Genomic DNA, 18,283 nt, shown 5'->3' with positions numbered 1-18,283 from the left:
TGTATTCCTTGTTGAAAGCTTAGAGGCGCACGGTCGAGATAAACTGCTTCAGCTCCGCGGTTTGCGGATTGGCGAACAGCGTTTTACTGTCGCCCTGCTCCCAGACGCGCCCCTGATGCATAAAGACCACGCGATCGCCCACGTCGCGGGCGAAGTTCATTTCATGGGTGACGAGAATCAGCGTCATGCCTTCGGCAGCCAGCTGCTCCAGCACTTTCAGCACTTCGCCTACCAGCTCGGGATCGAGCGCTGAGGTGATCTCATCACAAAGTAAAACTTTAGGCTGCATCGCCAGCGCACGGGCAATCGCCACGCGCTGCTGCTGGCCGCCAGACAGATTGGCCGGGTAATAGTTGATGCGCTCACCGAGGCCAACTTTCTCCAGCATCTGCGTCGCCAGCTCACGACATTCGGCTTCGCTTTTCTTCAGCACGCGGCGCGGTGCCAGCATCACGTTTTCCAGCGCCGTCATGTGCGGGAACAGGTTGAAGTTCTGGAACACCATGCCAACCGAACGGCTAATTTCCCGCGCCTGTGATTCGCGATCGGTAATGGTCATGCCACCGAGTTTGATGCTGCCTTCCTGATAGCCTTCCAGCCCGTTCATACAGCGCAACAGGGTACTTTTGCCCGATCCGCTGCGACCGATGATCGAGATCACTTCGCCATGATCGACGTCGAGATCGACCCCTTTCAGCACATGGTTGTCGCCGTAGTACTTCTGTACCTGATTAATGGTGATGAGCGGCATTGAATTTTTTCTCCAGGTACTGGCTGTAACGCGACAGCGGATAACACATCAGGAAGTAACCGAGCGCCACCAGGCCAAACACCTTGAAGGGCTCATACGTCACATTATTCAAAATGGTGCCGGCTTTGGTCAGCTCGACAAAACCGATAATCGACGCCAGCGCGGTGCCTTTAATCACCTGTACGGCAAAACCGACCGTGGGCGCGATGGCGATACGAATCGCCTGCGGCGCCACCACGCGAAACAGCGTTTGACCGAAGGTCAGGCCGAGGCAGCGCGACGCTTCCCATTGCCCTTTTGGCAAGGCGCGAATGCTGCCGTACCAGATATCCACCAGAAACGCGCTGGTGTAGAGCGTTAATGCCAGCGAGGCGGCGGTCCAGGGCGCCACGTCGATGCCGAACAGGCCCACGCCGAAGAAGGCGAGGAACAGCTGCATCAGCAGCGGCGTGCCCTGAAACAGCTCGGTGTAAGCGCGCACCAGGCGCATTGGCCATTTGCGTTTCAGCAAGCGCATAAACAGCAGCGGCAAGGTCACCAGCGTGCCGCCGAAAAACGCCACCAGCGAGAGTAAAATTGTCCAGCGCGCCGCCAGCAGCAGGTTACGCAGGATGTCCCAGTCGGTAAAAGTCGTCATGCCGGCTGCGCTCCTAACCATTTACGTCCCAGCGCCAGCAGCAGTTGGCGCATGGCAATCGACAACGCCAGATAGATCAGCGTGGTCACGAAATAGACTTCAAAACTCAAAAAGGTGCGCGACTGAATCAGGTTGGCGGCGAAGGTCAACTCTTCATACGACACCTGCGATACCACCGATGATCCGAGCATAACAATGATGCACTGGCTCACCAGCGCCGGATAAATGCGCTGCAGCGACGGCGGTAATACCACGCGGATAAAGGTTTGCGTACGGGTTAAGCCCAGCACGCGCCCCGCTTCCCATTGCCCGCGCGGCGTCACCTGAATCCCGGCGCGAATAATTTCGGTGCTGTAGGCACCGAGGTTAATCAACATCGCCAGCAGTGCGGCTTCGCCCGCCGTCAGTTTCATACCAAGATTGGGCAAACCAAAGACGATAAAAAACAGCTGCACCACAAACGGCGTATTACGAATCAGTTCAACGTACACGCCCCAGAGGCGGCTCGCCCAGCTCGGTTTACCGCTGCGCAACGCCGCGCCGAGAATGCCGAGGCTAACGCCGCCCACGGTGGCGAGCACGGTGATCTGAACGGTGACCCACAGCCCGGCCAGCAGCTCTGGCCAATGTGGCCAGAGATCGGCAAAGTTAAGTTGCCCCATGTTTTATGCGCCGAGGTTGGCTGGCAGCGGCGCTTTCAGCCACTCTTCCGACAGCTTGTTCAGCGTGCCGTCTTTGATGCCCTGCTCAATCAGCGCATTCACTTTCTCTTTTAGCGCCGGCTCATCTTTTTTCAGGCCGATGTAGCACGGTGAATCTTTCAACATGAACTGAGCAACCGGCGCTTTTTCAGCGTTCTGGCGCGCAATCGCGGCTACCACCAGGTTACCGGTGGCGACATACTGCACCTGGCCAGAGAGATAAGCTGACAGCGTGGTGTTGTTATCTTCATAACGTTTCACCTGCGCCTCTTTCGGCGCGATATCGCTCAATACCATGTCTTCTACCGCACCGCGCGTTACGCCGATGGATTTGCCGCTTAGCGCCGCCGCATCTTTCAGCGTGTCGCCTTTCGGACCAAACACGCCAAGGAAGAACGGCGCGTAGGCGCGGGTGAAATCGATCACTTTTTCGCGCTCGGCGTTTTTGCCCATACTGGAGATCACCAGATCGACTTTATCGGTTTGCAGATACGGTACGCGGTTGGCACTGGAAACCGGCACCAGCTGCAACTTCAGTTTCATCTGTTTGGCAAGGTACTTCGCCATGTCGATATCGTAGCCCTGCGGCTGCAAATCGGTGCCCACCGAGCCGAACGGCGGGAAATCCTGCGGTACCGCTACGCGAATCACGCCGCGCTTCTGGATATCCTGCAACTGATCGGCCATCGCGCTACCGACCTGCGCCATCAGCAAAGCCGTGCCCGCTACCGCCAATAATACTTTTTTCATTATGCACCCCGGTGAGTTTACGTGAAACAAAAGATTCTTGATGAATCATTCTGCAACTAATGTGCCAACCGCAGTGTCAGGGAAAGAAAGCGGAAAAATTGAGGTTTTACTGAATACAAGGCGAAAAAAACGGGCATAGCGCCCGTGGGAGTTAACGATCCAAAACAGTGCAATGCACCATAGTGGCGCCCGTTAACGGTGTTCCAGCTCGTCGAGATGCTGATAAAGATCGGCGATTTGGTGGATGCGCTGACGCCCCTGCGACAACATTTCATGCAGCAAGGCGTTGGCCAGCAGATTAATCAGGCTCATGGCGGAGGCGTAACTGTCAAAGGCGGAAACGCTGTCGAGCGGTGCGCACAGCTGCCAGCTCGCCAGCGTAATGATGCCCTGCGCCTGCGGCTCACACAGCGCCAGCACCGGAATGTGGCTCTGCTGCAGCTGCTGCATCAGCGGACGAATGATGCGTGGACGGCGACGAAACGCCATCACCACTACGATATCCTCCGGCGTTATATCCACCAGCTCCTCGCCCAGCGTCTGGCCCGGCTGCGGCAGGACGTGCACCTGCGGACGCGCCTGCATCAGCTGCTGACGCAGGTGCAGCGCCACCGGATAGGCGTTACGCATGCCGATGATAAACACCCGTTTAGCCACGCCCAGCGCCGCAATCACCTCACCGAACTGCTGCGGATCGATGCTGTTGACCCACTGCGTCAGGTTGGCCATCTCTTGTTTATAGTGGCGCGACAGCAAGGTGTTGCCCTGCACCGCATCGCGGTTGTCGGTGAGCGGCATACCGCTCTGGCGCAGGATGCGCAGCTCATCGCGCATGTCCTTGTATTTCTCGTAACCGAGACGCTTGAACAAACGGCTCACCGTGGCCTTTGACACCCCGCTCAGTCGCGCCAGTTCGGCGCTGTTATAGCTGATCAGATCATCAAAATGGTCAAACACGAAGTCGGCAATGCGCTGCTCCTGCGGCGACAATTGCGGGTAGTGACTACGAAGGCGTTCATCAAGTTGTTTCATCATCGGTCCTGTAACTTTCGTTTCACCACAAGCTAGCATAAATCGATCCAGATTGATGTCCGACCAAAACTGGAACAGCTCTTGCTTAGTTTTGTGCAGTATCTGCCAGGTGCGCATAAACCCGCACATTCCGTAGCGGCGCAATTTATTGCGCGATAAATCGCGCCGCTACGGAATGTGCGGGGATTAAACAGCGTGCTCACAAAAGAACAAGAGAAGAAATCACTATGATACAGAGCAACATGGCGCCGTTAGGCATGGCCGTTACGCCGCATCATCTCGCCAGCGAAAGCGCATTAGCGGTGCTGCGTGAAGGCGGCAGCGCAATTGAGGCGATGGTCGCCGCGGCTGCCACCATCGCCGTGGTTTATCCCCACATGAATGGCTTAGGCGGCGACGGCTTCTGGCTGATCGTGCCGCCGAATGGCGATCCGATCGCCATTGACGCCAGCGGCGCAGCGGGAACGCTGGCGCACCTCGATTTCTATCACGGTGAAACCCATATTCCGCATCGCGGCCCGAAAGCCGCATTAACCGTCGCCGGCACCGTCAGCGGCTGGCAGGAGGCATTAACGCTGGCGCAGGAACTGGGTGCTGCGCCGATGCCATTAACGCGCCTGCTGCGCGATGCGATTCGCTATGCTGCCGACGGGATTCCAGTCACCGCTTCGCAAGCCGCTGCCACCGCCGCCAAGCAGCATGAACTGCAGCATCAGCCCGGTTTTGCCGCCACTTACTTACCGGACGGCAGCGTGCCCGCCGCAGGCAGCCGCTTCACCCAACCGGCGCTGGCCAATACGCTGAGCATGCTGTGCGATCACGGGCTGGAGAGTTTTTATCGCGGTGAACTGGCACATCATCTGGCGCGCGAAATGACCGCGCTCGGTATGCCGATCACGCTGGAAGATTTGCAGACGCACCACGCCCGCCGCTGCACGCCGCTGCATCTGGCGCACAGCGAAGGCGATATCTGGAATATGACGCCGCCGACCCAGGGTTTGGTGTCGCTGGCAATCCTCGGCATCACCGATCGGCTGGATATGGCGGGCGCCGATGAGGCGCAAACCGTGCACCGCATCGTCGAAGCCACCAAAAAAGCCTTTGCGCTGCGCGACCAGCACATTACCGATCCGCGCCATATCGACGTTGATATACAAAGCCTGCTGGATGATGCGCATCTCAGCACGCTGGCGGCGCAGGTGGATGAGCAGCAAGCTGCGCCGTGGGGCACCGGGCGCGGACCCGGCGACACGGTGTGGATGGGCGTGATGGACAGCAGCGGGCTGGCGGTTTCCTTTATCCAGAGCATCTACCACGAATTTGGCAGCGGTGTGGTGCTGCCCGGCACCGGCATCACCTGGCAAAACCGTGGCGCTGCGTTCAGCCTGCAGCCCGATCATCTGCTGGCGCTGCAGCCGGGCAAACAGCCGTTCCACACGCTAAATCCTGCCGCCGCGCGTCTTAAAGATGGCCGCACCATGGTGTATGGATCGATGGGCGGCGACGGCCAGCCACAAACCCAGGCGGCGATTTTCACCCGCCATGTGATTCAGGGGCATCCTCTGCAACAGGCGGTGAGTGCGCCGCGCTGGCTGCTGGGGCGCACGTGGGGACAATCATCGGATTCACTCAAGCTGGAAGCTCGCATCGCGCCGGAAACGCTGCAGCAGCTGCGCGCGCTCGGCCATGAGGTGGAACTGCTGCCTGATTTCAGTGAAGTGGTCGGCCATGCGGGTGCGATCGTGCGACACAACAACGGCATGCTGGAAGGCGCGTTTGATCCGCGCAGCAACGGCAGCGCCGCCGGTTTCTAACGGAGATTTTTTATGAGCAAACAACCGGATTGGGCCACCTATATCGCCCAAATGGAGCAGATACTGGCACTGGAGCTGGACGACGCGCGCCGTGCCGAGCTGCTGACACAGTTCAACCGCATCGCCGCGATGGCCGAGCCGCTGATGGCGCTGCCGCTCGACGATCGGCTGGAAGTGGCAGGAGTGTACCATCCATGAAACTGTCGTCACTCTCGATTAACGCCCTACAGCAGGCGCTGCGCAAGGGCGAAATCAGCGCCCGCGAGATCGCGCAAACAACGCTAGCGGCGATTGAGCAACATAATCCGGCGCTCAATGCCTGGACCGAAGTGACTGGCCAGCGCATGTTACGTGAGGCCGAGCAAATTGATCAGCAACGCCAGCGCGGCGACGCATTACCGCCGTTGGCCGGCATCCCCTACGCGGTGAAAAACCTGTTTGATGTCGCCGGACACAGCACCTTAGCCGGTGCCAGCCTGTTCAGCGATCGCGCGGCGGCGCGTCAGGATGCCTGGGCGGTAAGCAAACTGCGCCAGTCCGGCGCGCTGCTCTCCGGCATGCTGAATATGGACGCCTTTGCCTACGGCTTTACCACCGAAAATACCCATTACGGCGCTACACACAATCCACGCGATTTAACCCGCGTAGCGGGCGGCTCATCCGGCGGTTCAGCGGCAGCGGTGGCGGCGGGTTTGGTGCATTTTTCACTCGGCACCGACACCAACGGTTCGATCCGCGTGCCCGCTTCGCTGTGCGGTATCTTCGGTTTAAAACCGACCTTTGGTCGCTTGTCGCGTAGCGGCAGCCATCCGTTTGTCGCCAGCCTCGATCACATCGGCCCGTTTGCCCGTTCGGTGGAAGATTTAGGTCTGGTGTATGACACTCTGCAAGGCGCGGATGCCAGCGATGCCTTCCAGGCCGCCCAGCCGGTTGCGCCGGTCAGCGATGTACTGCGCCACGGCGCAGAAGGCGTGCGCAGCGCAGTACTCGGTGGTTTCTTCTCAACCTGGTGCAGCGATGAAGCGCGCGCTGCCGTCGCGGTTGTGGCTAAGGCGCTGAATGCGTTAGACGAAGTGACTCTACCGAATGCTGAAATCGCGCGTTCGGCGGCCTTTATCATGACCGCTGCGGAAGGCGGCAATCACTACTTGCCAGCGCTGCGCACCCAACCGGAGCAGTTCGAGCCTAATTCGCGTGAACGCTTGTTGGCTGGCGCAATGCTGCCCTCGGCGTGGTATGTACAGGCACAGCGTTTCCGCCGTCACTTCCAGCAGCAGGTGCTACCGCTGTTTGAGCAGTTCGATGTGCTGATCGCTCCTGCCACGCCGTGCACCGCCACCACCATCGGTCAGGAAACCATTCACATCAACGGCCAGGATTTGCCGACGCGTGCCAGCATGGGCATGCTCACCCAGCCGATCTCCTTCCTCGGCTTACCGGTGTGCACCGTACCGCTGCACACCGCCAGCGGCTTGCCAATTGGTTTGCAATTGATCGCCGCACCGTTTAAAGAACATCTGGCACTGCGCGCCGCCTGGGCGCTGCAACAGCAGGGGCTGACGCTGCCACAAACCACCTTAATGGACGCCTGAAGATGACACCTGAAGATATCGACCGCCCGGTGATACTCGCCGAAGTCACCGCCGCCTTTTACCGTTACGAGCAAGCGCTGATTAGCAATGACGTCGCGGTGCTGGATGAACTGTTCTGGCACGACCCACGCACCGTGCGCCTCGGCGCGGGCGAGAATCTGTATGGCATCGACGAGATCCGCGCGTTTCGCGCCGCGCGCCCGTCAAAAGGCCTGGATCGTACGCTGCGCAATACGATGATCACCACTTTTGGTGATGATTATGCGGTGTGCAGTACGGAGTTTACGCGCGAGGGCGTGGAGAAGATTGGGCGTCAACAACAGACGTGGGTCCGGATGCCGGACGGGTGGCGAATTGTTGCAGCACAGGTCAGCTTAATGAGCTGAGGGCGCAGCGTTTCGCCCTGATTGGCAATCAGACTGCTGCTTTCAACTTCCACTTCAAGGTCAAGGTCAAGGTCAAGGTCAAGGTCAAGGTCAAGGTCAAGGTCAAGGTCAAGGTCAAGGTCAAGGTCAAGGTCAAGGTCAAGGTCAAGGGCGGTTTCGATCGGCTTTCAGCCGACCGACCCAGGGGAGGCAGTCGCCCCTCCCCTGGGAACCCGGGCTTTTCGGCAGCACTATCGCCCGCTACGCGGGTTCCCTCGTCAAATCCCACTTCCTGACGGACCGGCCCTGATTCGCCATCCTGGCTCAGCAGGCCCTTTCGCCGCCGTCCTGGCGGCTCATCCTGGAAGCAGGCTTCTCCTCGGCGAGAGTGATGCCGACTCAACCCCCCCGCTGCACTATCTCTAATAAAATCAAAAAAATTCTATCGCGATGCGATCTCTTTTTAGGGCAGAGGTTTTGCAGCTGGGTGCGTGTCGTCAGAATTGCCGAACGAAAGGGGGTTTCCAGGATGAGCCGCCAGGACAGCGCCGAAAGTGATGCCGACTCAACACCCCCGCTGAAATAAATTTAATAAAATCAAATATTCTTATCGCGATGCGATCTCTTTTTAGGGCAGAGGTTTGGCAGCATGGTGGATGTCGTCAGAATTGCCGAACGGAGGGGGGATTCCAGGATGAGCCGCCAGGACGGCGGCGAGAGGCTGCGCTGAGCAGGAGCGAATCGCAGCCGGTCCGTCAGGAATTCACCTGAAGTGAGGGGACCGCGCAGCGGCAATTCTGCCGACAAAGAGACCGGGTCCCCAGGGGAGGGGCGACTGCCTCCCCTGGGTCGGTTGTCCGCAGGACAATCGAAACCGCCCTTGACCTTGACATTGCCTTTAAGCCTTTAAGCCTTTAAGCCTTTAAGCCTTTAAAAGCAGCCTGGCTGCAAGCCAGCGCCCATCAAGCATCCGGCGCGGGATGCGTCTCTATCCAATGGTCGGCGATTTGCTGCCTTGTACACACCCACACATCCTGATGCTGCTGAATATGATCGAGGAAGCGCTGCAGTCCGCGGAATTTCCCCGGACGCCCCAGCAGGCGACAGTGCATGCCAATCGACATCATCTTCGGCGCGGTTTCACCCTCCTCGTACAGCACATCAAAGGTGTCGCGCAGGTAGGTGAAGAACTGCTCTGCAGTGTTGAAGCCCTGCGGCGAGGCGAAGCGCATGTCGTTGCACTCCAGCGTGTAAGGAATGATCAGGTGCGGTTTTACCGTGCCGTCCTGACAGGTGACCTGCGTCCAGAATGGCAGGTCGTCGCCGTAGTAATCGCTGTCGTAGCTGAAGCCGCCCTGCTCCACCACCAAACGCCGCGTGTTGGGGCTGTCGCGGCCGGTGTACCAGCCGGTCGGCGCTTTACCGAACAAATCGGTTAACACGTCGACCGCCTGCTGCATATGCTGGCGCTCGGTTTTGGCGTCCATCGCCTGATAGTGGATCCAGCGCCAGCCATGGCTGACCACGTCGTAATCCGCCGCTTTAATCGCTGCAACGATATCCGGGTGACGCGCCAGCGCCATCGCTACGCCAAACACCGTGAGCGGCAAACCGCGCTTTTGAAATTCGTTGTGGATGCGCCAGAAACCGGCGCGCGAGCCGTATTCATACAGCGAATCCATCGACATGTGACGATCGGCGTAGCTGGCCGCACCGATGATATCGGAAAGAAACTGTTCGGAACCGGCATCGCCGTGCAGCACGTTATTCTCGGCACCCTCTTCGTAATTCAGGACGAACTGCACCGCCACGCGCGCCTTACCCGGCCACTGCGCATGCGGTGGCTGGCCAGCATAGCCGATCAGATCGCGTGGATAGTTCTTGTTGAAGCTGTACTCTTTCTTTTCAGATACATCACTCATTCTGCAAGTTCCTGTCGTCAGTCCTCAACCAGCACTTAGTTTAGGTGCTGAAATGCCCCGCTGAGCGGTTTTTCGAGCGGATAATCGAGATCGCCATGCTTGCTGGTGCCAAAGCCTAACGCCACCAGCGACTCCACCATTTTCACCGCGGCGCTTACGCCGTCGATCACCGGTAGTCCCAGCTCTTTGGTGAGATCCTGGGCGAGCGTGGCCATGCCGCCGCAGCCCAGCACAATCGCACCGCTGCCATCTTCGCGTTTCGCCTGAATGCAGCGCTGACGCACCTTCTCCTGCGCCACGCCGCTGCCGTCCTCCAGCGCCAGCACCGGCAGATCAATGGCGTGCAACGCAGCACAATGGTGGGTAAAACCGTATTGCTGCAGCAGATGGCGAGCAATCACCAGCGTACGCGGTAAGGTGGTGACGATCGAAAAACGCGTCGCCACCAGCGTGGCGGTATGCATCGCTGCTTCCGCAATGCCGATCACCGGTCCGCTCGCCAGTTCGCGTGCCGCCAGTAATCCCGGATCGCCAAAGCAGGCAATAATATGGCCGCTAACGCCCTGCTCTTTGCCGCGCTTCACCTGCTCCAGCACGCCAATCGCCGCAATGGCTTCATCAAAATGCCCTTCAATCGACGGCACGCCGTGGCTCGGGCACACCGCCAGAATTTCGGTGCCCGGCGCGGCGACCGCGCGCGCGGCGGCGCCAATGGTTTCCGTCATCGCCAGGCTGGTGTTGGGATTGATCACCTGGATCAGGCTCATGATGCCGCTCCTTTGTTACCGGCAAATAACCGGGAGAAATCAGGCAAGGTTTCGCCGCTGCGCTCAAAGTGCAGGCTGGCAACAATGTGTTCGAAGTGTTGCTGCAGTGCGGCAGTTAACGCCGGTAGATCTTTTTTCCGCAGCAGATCCACCAGCCGATCGTGATGATCGCAACGGCAGCCGCGCTGCCACGGCGCACCGTACGCGGCGATCACCAGCGACGAGCGCTGCGTCAGACGCGTCACCATATCGGTGAGCACTTCATTACCCGATATCGCTTGCAGCTGAATATGAAAGGCGGCAGACAGCCGAATCGCGGCGGCACCATCATGCTGATCGTGCGCCTGCTGCTCCGCTTCAATCAGAGCCGCCAGCGCGGCTAAGTGCGGTTGCTGTATGTGGGTCATCACCGCGGGCAAATTTGCGCACTCTAATAAGCTGCGGGTAGCAAAGATATCGCGTGCTTCATCCACACCCGGCGTGGCCACTTGTGCACCACGCCTGGGCGACAAGGTGATCATTTGCACCGCGGCGAGGCGTTGCAGCACCTTACGAATGCCGGTGCGGCTGACACCAAACACCTCAGATAACGCTTCTTCCGGCAATTTACTGCCCGGCGGCAGTTGATGCTCAACAATGGCGGTGAGAAGCGCCTGGTAGATGGGTTCATCGCGATCGTTCAGATCGGCAGCCGTTTTCTGGCCTGTTTCACTCTTCATTACCTGCTCCGGTAAGTGACTGTGTGCTGCACATCGTATACGTGAAATGAATTTTTTGTATACAATAAATCAAATGTGGCCTGGATCCTGCAATACCGTTTCACGCTGTGATTATTCTTCCATGATGTAGAGAGGAGCAGGTTTCATGCCAAATCATTCTGAAGTGACCTCGCGGGTGGCCTCTGAAGCCAACGCACAATACAGTCCGCGCCTGTGCAATGACGATCTGGCGCCAACGCGCGACCAGAACTGGTCGTGGTACAACATCTTTTCTTTCTGGATGTCGGATGTGCATAGCATGGGCGGCTATGTCGTTGCCGCCAGCTTCTTTACTTTAGGTCTGGCGAGCTGGCAGGTTCTGCTGTGTTTGTTAGTGGGCATCTGCATCGTGCAGCTGTGCGCTAATCTGGTGGCCAAACCGAGCCAGATGGCAGGCGTACCGTACGCGGTGATTTCGCGTCAGGCGTTTGGCGTGTTTGGTGCCAATATCCCGGCGATCATTCGCGGGCTGATCGCCTTTGCCTGGTACGGCATCCAGACATATCTGGCGGCCAACGCGTTAATGCTGGTGCTGCTGAAGTTCTTCCCGACGCTTAGCAGCATGACGCAGAGCAGCTGGCTCGGCTTATCGCTGCTGGGCTGGTGCTGTTTTGGTGTGATGTGGTTACTGCAGGCGATGGTGTTCTGGCATGGGATGAACGCGATTAAACGCTTTATCGATGTCGCGGGTCCAGCGGTATATGTGGTGATGGTGGCGCTGGCTGGCTGGATTGTATACAAAACCGGTTTCGACGGTATCTCCTTCACTCTGGCCAGCAAACAGCTAAGCACCGGCGAGCAAACCTGGCAGATGATCACCGCCACCGCGCTGGTGGTCTCTTACTTCTCGGGTCCGCTGCTCAACTTTGGTGACTTCTCACGTTACGGTAAAAGCATGGGCGAAATTCGTCGCGGCAACCGCTGGGGCTTACCGTTCAACTTCCTGCTGTTCTCGATTGTCACCGTGGTGATTGTTTCCGGTACTCAGTCGCTGTTCGGCAGAATGATCACCGATCCGATTGAGACCGTCAGCATGGTGGGTAACGACGTGGCGGTGGCAATTGGCCTGCTGACCATGATAATCGCCACCATCGGCATTAATATCGTGGCCAATTTTGTTTCGCCAGCGTTCGACTTCTCTAACTGCTCACCGCAGAAAATCAGCTTCCGTACCGGTGGCATGATTGCTGCGGTTGGCTCGGTATTGCTGACGCCGTGGAACCTGTTCCAGTCACCGGAGCTGATTCACTATACGCTGGATGTGCTGGGTGCGTTTATTGGGCCGCTGTTCGGTATTCTGATTGCTGATTTCTATTTGATTAAACGCAGCAAAGTCTACGTTGACGATCTGTTTGATGACACGCCGAAAGGACGTTACTGGTATCGCGGCGGCTTCAACCCAAAAGCGATTGCCGCGCTGCTGCCGTCAGTGGCGATTGGTCTGGTGATCAGTTTTATTCCCTCACTGCATGCAGTCGCGAACTTTAGCTGGTTTATCGGTGTGGCATTGGGCGCCGGTTGCTATCGCTGGCTGGCGCGTGCTGACCGTGAAGCGTCGGTCGCGGCGTATCGCACGACTGTGGCGGTGCAGAAGGATTAATGGTGGGCTGGTCGCCATGAATGGCGACCCTACGCTGGATGTGTAGGGCTGGCATTTATGTCAGCCAGGAAAAGCAAAAAGCCGATGCATTTCTGCATCGGCTTCTTTAAATAGATTGGCGGAACGGACGGGGCTCGAACCCGCGACCCCCTGCGTGACAGGCAGGTATTCTAACCAACTGAACTACCGCTCCGCGCTTTGTTCCCCGTCGAGAACGAGGCGCATATTAATAGCAGCTTCAGCACCCGTCAACGCTTTTTATGTGGGAATGTTTCGTTTGGCGTTTTTTTCAGCTTAACGACGATTTTGCACGCAAAATCAGCTGTTTTACACCCGCCACAAGCAGCTGCCGCCCTTCTTCTGCACTAAATCCAGACGACCTTCATGCGCGATTAACTCTTCGTCGCTGGCGGTAACGATGCGCAGGCCCGAACTCGGACGCACAATGCGTTGAATATTCTCACCGCCACCCTGATTGTTCTGCTCGCCGTCCAGCGAAAAGGCCAGCGAGGTTTGCCCGCCGGTCATCATCAGGAACACTTCTGCCAGAATCTCGGCATCGAGCAGTGCGCCGTGCAGCGTACGCTTGCTGTTGTCTATTTCATAACGGTTACACAATGCATCAAGGCTGTTGCGTTTACCGGGATACATCTTACGCGCCATCGCGAGGCTATCGGTGATCTGGCAGAAAGTTTCGGTTTTGCCGATATCTCGCTTCAGCATGCCGAATTCATAATCCATAAAGCCGATATCGAACGAGGCGTTATGGATCACCAGCTCTGCGCCACGAATGTACTCAAGAAATTCGTCGGCAATATCCGCAAACAGCGGTTTATCAGCGAGAAATTCATCGGCAATGCCGTGCACGCCGAACGCTTCTGGATCCACCAGCCGATCGGGCTTCAGATACATGTGGAAGTTGTTGCCGGTCAGGCGACGGTTGATCACCTCAACCGCACCAATTTCAATGATGCGATGTCCTTCATAATGCACACCGATCATGTTCATGCCGGTGGTTTCAGTATCGAGGACGATCTGGCGGTTATTTGCAGTGCTCATAGGACTCGTTTTATGTCAGACTTGGCGTTTTGTCAGAAGGAAGTCTACCAGAGATGCGCAAACAGGTAGAAATATTCACCGATGGATCCTGCCTGGGCAATCCCGGTCCCGGTGGCTACGGCGCCATTCTACGCTATCGCGAACATGAAAAATTGTTCAGCACCGGTTATCGTCTTACCACCAATAATCGCATGGAGTTGATGGCCGCGATCGTGGCACTCGAAGCCTTGACGCAGCCGTGTGACGTGGTGATCAGCACCGACAGCCAATATGTGCGCCAGGGCATTACCAGCTGGATTCATAACTGGAAGAAGCGCGGCTGGAAAACCGCCGATAAGAAGCCCGTGAAAAATGTTGATTTGTGGAAACGCCTCGATCTGGCGCTCAGCAATCATGAAATTAAGTGGGAATGGGTGAAAGGTCACGCCGGTCATCCAGAAAATGAACGCTGCGATGAACTGGCACGCAGCGCGGCGGGTAATCCTACGCAGGATGACATCGGCTATCAGGTTGAGTCCTGATCCTTCACTTCGCGAAACTGGCGCGTCACGTTAACCGTTTGACGCAGCTGGCTTTGACTCAGATTCTTCTTCATTTTGGTGGGCGTTAACGGGAACGTACGTTTACGCGCCACTACAATATTCAAACATCCTAATGCCGGTAGATGCGCACTGATCACCCTGCCGCCTTGTCGATGCCATGGCACCACCTGAAAACGCGTGCGATATACCACTTCATAATTAAGCAGGTTGAGCCAATCGAGCAAACGTACCTGACTGAACATGCGTCCACTCCATGGCGCGCGCGAGTGCAAACCGGGAATACCTTTGCTAATACCTAACAGACTGAACGGATTGAAGCCGCTAATGATCATCCAGCCATCATCAATCAGCACGCGATCTACCTCGCGTAATACTCGATGGGGATCCTGACTCCATGCCAGCGTATGCGCGAGTAAACAGGCATCAACGGATTTCGATTCAAAGGGTAACTGGGTGGAATTGGCAATCACCTGTAGCTCATCGCCCTCAATGCCCACATTCACCTGATGCGATATGGCACACTGACTGGTGTTGATTTCTGCGCTGAGGCTGCCAATTTTAAGCATATGAAAGCCATAGAGCTTACCGAGATAGGGCTGCAGTTGCTGGGTGAGCGCGTCGCGAAAATAGTCTCCCATGGGCATATCGCGCCAGGAGCGCGGTGCAGTCAGGATTTGGCGTGTTTTAGCTGGCTTCATGCTCTACCATTTTCCTTTTTCTACGACCTGAGAGGTGTTTATGAATCTTACCAGCATTCCCGCATTGCAGGATAACTACATCTGGACACTGACGGACGAAGACAATAGATGTCTGATTGTCGATCCCGGCGAAGCACAGCCGGTGCTGGATAAATTGAAAGCGAATCGCTGGCAACCTGTCGCGATTTTGCTGACGCATCATCATCATGATCACGTCGGCGGTGTGAGCGAACTGTTGCAGCACTATCCCGATTTGGAGGTTTTCGGTCCAGAGGAAACTGCAGATAAAGGAGCAAAGCGCATTGTGACAGAAGGGGATGAATTTACCCTACTTGGTCTGAACTTCCGCGTCATCGCAACGCCTGGTCATACTTTAGGACATATCTCATATTTCAGCTCCCCTTATCTTTTCTGTGGTGACACCCTATTTTCTGGCGGCTGCGGACGCTTATTTGAAGGCACCGCACAACAAATGTTCGAATCATTTCAAAAGCTTAATCAGCTACCTGAAGATACCCTTATTTGCTGTGCGCATGAATACACTTTATCCAATATGAAGTTTGCTGCGGCTATTCTGCCCCAAGACCCTAAAATTTTGGCAAGGTATCAGCAAATTAAGGACTTACGCGCAGAAAACCGCATTACTTTACCGACAAAACTGGCCTTAGAGCGTGAAATAAATTTATTTTTACGCACGCAAGACCCTGATTTACAACAGGCTTTAGGCACTAATGTCTCATCGTCGGCGTTATGGCAAACTTTTGCCGATCTACGCGAGAAGAAAGACCGCTTTTAATTTTTGAGGTTGTGTTGTGGCGGACCGTCACGTATAGTTGCTCGTCTTTTAAGCGAACTATTGACACACACATGAAGGCTAAAGCGATATTACTCGCCTCGGTCTTGCTGGTAGGATGTCAGGCATCAAGGAATGACGCCAATATCCCCGTACAGCATGCACAGAGTCTGTCTTCAGCTGGTCAAGGTGAAAATGGAAAGTACGGAGATCGATTGTTGTCGCCGCGATGGCAGGATGATGGAACAAGCCTCGCAGAAGATACTGATCTCTGGAATCACATTAGTGACGAGTTGAAGATGGGGATTCCGGAAAACAGCCGGATCCGCGAACAAAAAACAAAATTTTTAAAAAATAAGAGCTATCTCCACGATGTAACATTACGGGCAGAGCCGTACATGTACTGGATAGTCGAGCAGATACAGAAACGTAAAATGCCGATGGAACTGGTACTGCTACCCATAGTGGAGAGCGCTTTTGACCCACACGCAACATCTTCTGCGAATGCCGCCGGCATCTGGCAGATTGTTGCACAAACGGGCAAAAACTATGGTTTGAAACAGAACCAATGGTACGACGGACGCCGCGATGTGGTGGCCTCGACCAAAGTAGCGCTGGATATGATGCAGCGTCTGAACGGTATGTTTGACGGTGACTGGTTACTGACCATCGCCGCCTATAACAGCGGTGAAGGGCGTGTGCTGAAAGCGATGAAACAGAATAAGGCGCGCGGCAAGCCGACGGACTTCTGGAGTTTATCGTTACCACGCGAGACGACGGTGTACGTACCTAAAATGTTGGCCTTGAGTGAGATCCTCAAGAACAACAAGCGTTACGGTATCAAACTGCCGACCCCGAACGAGAGCCGTGCATTAGCTCGCGTAGAAGTGGGACAGCAGATTGAACTGACGCAGGCCGCCGACATGGCCGGCATGTCTCTCAGCAAGCTGAAGACATTTAATGCTGGTTATAAAAACGGTGCCACAGCGCCAAACGGACCGCACTACATTATGGTGCCGAAGTCTAACGTTGCTAAGTTGCGCGATTCACTGGCTTCCGGTGATATCGCTTCCGTGCAGCCTACCGAGATGGCGAAAGTCAGCGCGGCAGGAAACAGCTACACGGTTCGCAAAGGTGACACCTTGTCTGGCATTGCCAGCAAGCTTGGCGTTAGCGTCAGTGCATTGAAACAGCAGAACAATCTGCGCAGCGCTTCGGTTCGTACCGGTCAGACCTTGACCGTAAGCGGCAAAGCGAGCACGCAGTTGGCTGATAACGGCAACAGCATCACCTACCGTGTACGTAAGGGTGATTCTTTTGCCAGTATTGCAAAACGTCATGGTGTTAACACCAAAGATGTTATGCGCTGGAACAGTGATGCTAAAGACATCCAGCCGGGCGACAAGCTCACGCTGTTTGTGAATAATAGCGCAACACCTGATACCTAATGCCCCGAAAAGGCTGACTTTTGTCAGCCTTTTTCATTTTCTGCAATCCACAAAATGTGCCCTTTCCTTCTTAAGGCTTTCGCCAATAATCCGCCTTATCCATTTCTGATGATTTTGATTGTTGCAGAGTGGCGTTCTGAGCGCGTTTCTTAACGCTCGATACCGTAGAGGGAGTTGAATTCAACCAACAGAGGATTGTGGTCTGAAGCGCGCGTTACCAGCACTGAGGCTTCACTCACCTTCATATCGCGATAGAAAACGAAATCCAGCGGACGACCAAAGGCTTTACGGCGATGGTCGTCCGTGAAGTTAACCTCCCGCAGTGACATATCCCGGGCAAAACGGTACAGCGCATTCATGCGCTGACGGCTCCATGCGTTGAAATCGCCGGCCATGATTACGGGCCCACGATGATGCTGAATCTGTTCACCAATCGGTCCGAGCTGCTTGCTGTACACATCCACCCCGAGACTGAAATTCACCGCGTGGATATTTACCACCATCAGCATTTCGCCGGTGGGTAAAGGATAAGCCGTGACCAACGCTGATTTGGCCAAACGTAGCAATGGCTCTCGTTCACGCAATGGGCAGCAATACACAGGATGCGCAGAAGCCAACGTCATGACGCCAGAAGGATGTTGCGGTAAGACAAATGCGGGGACCTGATCGGCTGCGAGATAGTTGCTGGTGGCGAATTTGACCAGCTCAGGCGTGGCTTGCGCTTCCTGCAACAGCACCAGGTGAGCATCTTTGCCGAAGCCTTCCAGCACTGACATCCACTCTGCACGCTGCTGCTTGAAGATGTTCCAGACTAAAACCCGCAGCGTTGGATCTGCGGGTAGAGGTGCTCCGGGCGGTAAAGGCTGTCCAGCATGCAGCATTGCCCCCGGCGGAAAGATCCGCTCAGCTGGCTGACCTGCTACATAACGCATTGAATAAGTTTTTTTTCGCACTTTCCCGCCTGACTGGTTTACGACTTTGACTTCACCTGACTGTTATAGGGATTTTAGCGCGGGGTTTCAATTGATGTTGATGATTGTCGGAATTCACCTCA

At 56.1% G+C, this 18,283-nt stretch carries 19 protein-coding genes, 1 tRNA gene and 1 pseudogene; 9 read left to right on the top strand and 12 right to left on the bottom strand.

Going from position 1 to position 18,283, the window contains the following annotated elements; translation table 11 throughout:
* Positions 1-19 precede the first annotated feature (19 nt).
* From WH298_RS13845 to hpxU, 5 genes are all read right to left on the bottom strand, one after another.
* Positions 20-751 (bottom strand): amino acid ABC transporter ATP-binding protein, encoded by a 732-nt coding sequence (locus WH298_RS13845; protein WP_007887180.1) that lies wholly within the window; start codon positions 749-751, stop codon positions 20-22.
* Entirely contained in the window at positions 732-1,388 is a 657-nt protein-coding gene (locus WH298_RS13840) for an amino acid ABC transporter permease (protein ID WP_007887184.1), read from the bottom strand. The genes WH298_RS13845 and WH298_RS13840 overlap by 20 nt, the downstream gene beginning before the upstream one ends.
* Positions 1,385-2,050 carry an amino acid ABC transporter permease gene (locus WH298_RS13835; protein ID WP_180823120.1) on the bottom strand — a complete coding sequence of 222 codons (666 nt, stop codon included), beginning with the start codon at positions 2,048-2,050 and terminating at the stop codon, positions 1,385-1,387. Before WH298_RS13835 ends, WH298_RS13840 begins: the two co-directional genes overlap by 4 nt.
* Positions 2,051-2,053: 3 nt before the next feature.
* Entirely contained in the window at positions 2,054-2,839 is a 786-nt protein-coding gene (locus WH298_RS13830; protein ID WP_180823119.1) for a transporter substrate-binding domain-containing protein, read from the bottom strand.
* A gap of 192 nt (positions 2,840-3,031) precedes the next feature.
* A complete protein-coding gene (hpxU, locus tag WH298_RS13825) occupies positions 3,032-3,871 on the bottom strand; it encodes a MurR/RpiR family transcriptional regulator HpxU (RefSeq protein ID WP_049851199.1) in 840 nt (279 codons plus the stop codon).
* Positions 3,872-4,098: 227 nt separating this feature from the next.
* On the opposite strand from hpxU, the gene WH298_RS13820 reads away from it, so the two are divergent.
* The 5 genes from WH298_RS13820 to WH298_RS13800 are packed head-to-tail and all read left to right on the top strand — an operon-like array spanning position 4,099 to position 7,938.
* The gene (locus WH298_RS13820; RefSeq protein ID WP_180823118.1) at positions 4,099-5,685 is read left to right on the top strand and encodes a gamma-glutamyltransferase family protein; all 1,587 of its coding nucleotides are present in this window, start codon (positions 4,099-4,101) and stop codon (positions 5,683-5,685) included.
* A gap of 12 nt (positions 5,686-5,697) precedes the next feature.
* Positions 5,698-5,883, top strand: a complete 186-nt coding sequence (gene hpxX / locus WH298_RS13815) for an oxalurate catabolism protein HpxX (protein WP_180823117.1) — start codon at positions 5,698-5,700, stop codon at positions 5,881-5,883.
* Positions 5,880-7,277, top strand: a complete 1,398-nt coding sequence (locus WH298_RS13810; RefSeq protein WP_180823116.1) for an AtzE family amidohydrolase — start codon at positions 5,880-5,882, stop codon at positions 7,275-7,277. The genes hpxX and WH298_RS13810 overlap by 4 nt, the downstream gene beginning before the upstream one ends.
* Before the next feature lie 2 nt (positions 7,278-7,279).
* Positions 7,280-7,663 (top strand): oxalurate catabolism protein HpxZ, encoded by a 384-nt coding sequence (gene hpxZ / locus WH298_RS13805; protein ID WP_180823115.1) that lies wholly within the window; start codon positions 7,280-7,282, stop codon positions 7,661-7,663.
* On the top strand, positions 7,624-7,938 hold the full coding sequence (locus WH298_RS13800; RefSeq protein ID WP_180823750.1) for a hypothetical protein: 315 nt from the start codon (positions 7,624-7,626) through the stop codon (positions 7,936-7,938). Before hpxZ ends, WH298_RS13800 begins: the two co-directional genes overlap by 40 nt.
* A 666-nt stretch (positions 7,939-8,604) precedes the next feature.
* On the opposite strand, the gene puuE is transcribed toward WH298_RS13800, so the two are convergent.
* The 3 genes from puuE to WH298_RS13785 are packed head-to-tail and all read right to left on the bottom strand — an operon-like array spanning position 8,605 to position 11,050.
* Positions 8,605-9,564 carry an allantoinase PuuE gene (puuE, locus tag WH298_RS13795; RefSeq protein ID WP_007887199.1) on the bottom strand — a complete coding sequence of 320 codons (960 nt, stop codon included), beginning with the start codon at positions 9,562-9,564 and terminating at the stop codon, positions 8,605-8,607.
* A 35-nt stretch (positions 9,565-9,599) separates the two neighbouring features.
* On the bottom strand, positions 9,600-10,331 hold the full coding sequence (hpxA, locus tag WH298_RS13790) for an allantoin racemase (RefSeq protein WP_180823114.1): 732 nt from the start codon (positions 10,329-10,331) through the stop codon (positions 9,600-9,602).
* Complete coding sequence (locus WH298_RS13785) at positions 10,328-11,050, bottom strand: GntR family transcriptional regulator (protein WP_049850744.1); 723 nt, start codon at positions 11,048-11,050, stop codon at positions 10,328-10,330. Before WH298_RS13785 ends, hpxA begins: the two co-directional genes overlap by 4 nt.
* A 145-nt stretch (positions 11,051-11,195) precedes the next feature.
* Here WH298_RS13785 and WH298_RS13780 point away from each other — a divergent pair, with 145 nt between their 5' ends.
* Complete coding sequence (locus tag WH298_RS13780) at positions 11,196-12,689, top strand: NCS1 family nucleobase:cation symporter-1 (RefSeq protein ID WP_180823113.1); 1,494 nt, start codon at positions 11,196-11,198, stop codon at positions 12,687-12,689.
* 116 nt (positions 12,690-12,805) lie between these two features.
* Here WH298_RS13780 and WH298_RS13775 read toward each other — a convergent pair.
* A tRNA-Asp gene (locus WH298_RS13775) sits at positions 12,806-12,882 on the bottom strand.
* Between the two features lie 134 nt (positions 12,883-13,016).
* Positions 13,017-13,748, bottom strand: coding sequence for a DNA polymerase III subunit epsilon (dnaQ, locus tag WH298_RS13770; protein WP_007887209.1), 732 nt, complete (start codon positions 13,746-13,748; stop codon positions 13,017-13,019).
* Here dnaQ and rnhA point away from each other — a divergent pair.
* A pseudogene (rnhA, locus tag WH298_RS13765) lies at positions 13,702-14,269 on the top strand (ribonuclease HI). The gene dnaQ and the pseudogene rnhA overlap by 47 nt on opposite strands.
* Here the strand turns inward: rnhA and WH298_RS13760 are convergent.
* Entirely contained in the window at positions 14,254-14,988 is a 735-nt protein-coding gene (locus WH298_RS13760; RefSeq protein WP_007887211.1) for a class I SAM-dependent methyltransferase, read from the bottom strand. The pseudogene rnhA and the gene WH298_RS13760 sit on opposite strands and share 16 nt — an antisense overlap.
* Before the next feature lie 40 nt (positions 14,989-15,028).
* Here WH298_RS13760 and gloB point away from each other — a divergent pair, with 40 nt between their 5' ends.
* Positions 15,029-15,784 carry a hydroxyacylglutathione hydrolase gene (gene gloB / locus WH298_RS13755; RefSeq protein WP_180823112.1) on the top strand — a complete coding sequence of 252 codons (756 nt, stop codon included), beginning with the start codon at positions 15,029-15,031 and terminating at the stop codon, positions 15,782-15,784.
* A gap of 71 nt (positions 15,785-15,855) precedes the next feature.
* Positions 15,856-17,229 carry a murein transglycosylase D gene (gene mltD / locus WH298_RS13750; protein ID WP_036620368.1) on the top strand — a complete coding sequence of 458 codons (1,374 nt, stop codon included), beginning with the start codon at positions 15,856-15,858 and terminating at the stop codon, positions 17,227-17,229.
* A gap of 149 nt (positions 17,230-17,378) precedes the next feature.
* Here mltD and WH298_RS13745 read toward each other — a convergent pair whose 3' ends face one another.
* Complete coding sequence (locus WH298_RS13745) at positions 17,379-18,182, bottom strand: endonuclease/exonuclease/phosphatase family protein (protein ID WP_180823111.1); 804 nt, start codon at positions 18,180-18,182, stop codon at positions 17,379-17,381.
* Positions 18,183-18,283: the final 101 nt, after the last annotated feature.

Origin of the sequence: Pantoea nemavictus, from assembly GCF_037479095.1 — a bacterium.
GTDB lineage: Bacteria > Pseudomonadota > Gammaproteobacteria > Enterobacterales > Enterobacteriaceae > Pantoea > Pantoea nemavictus.
This window is presented reverse-complemented; position numbering and strand designations above follow the sequence as displayed.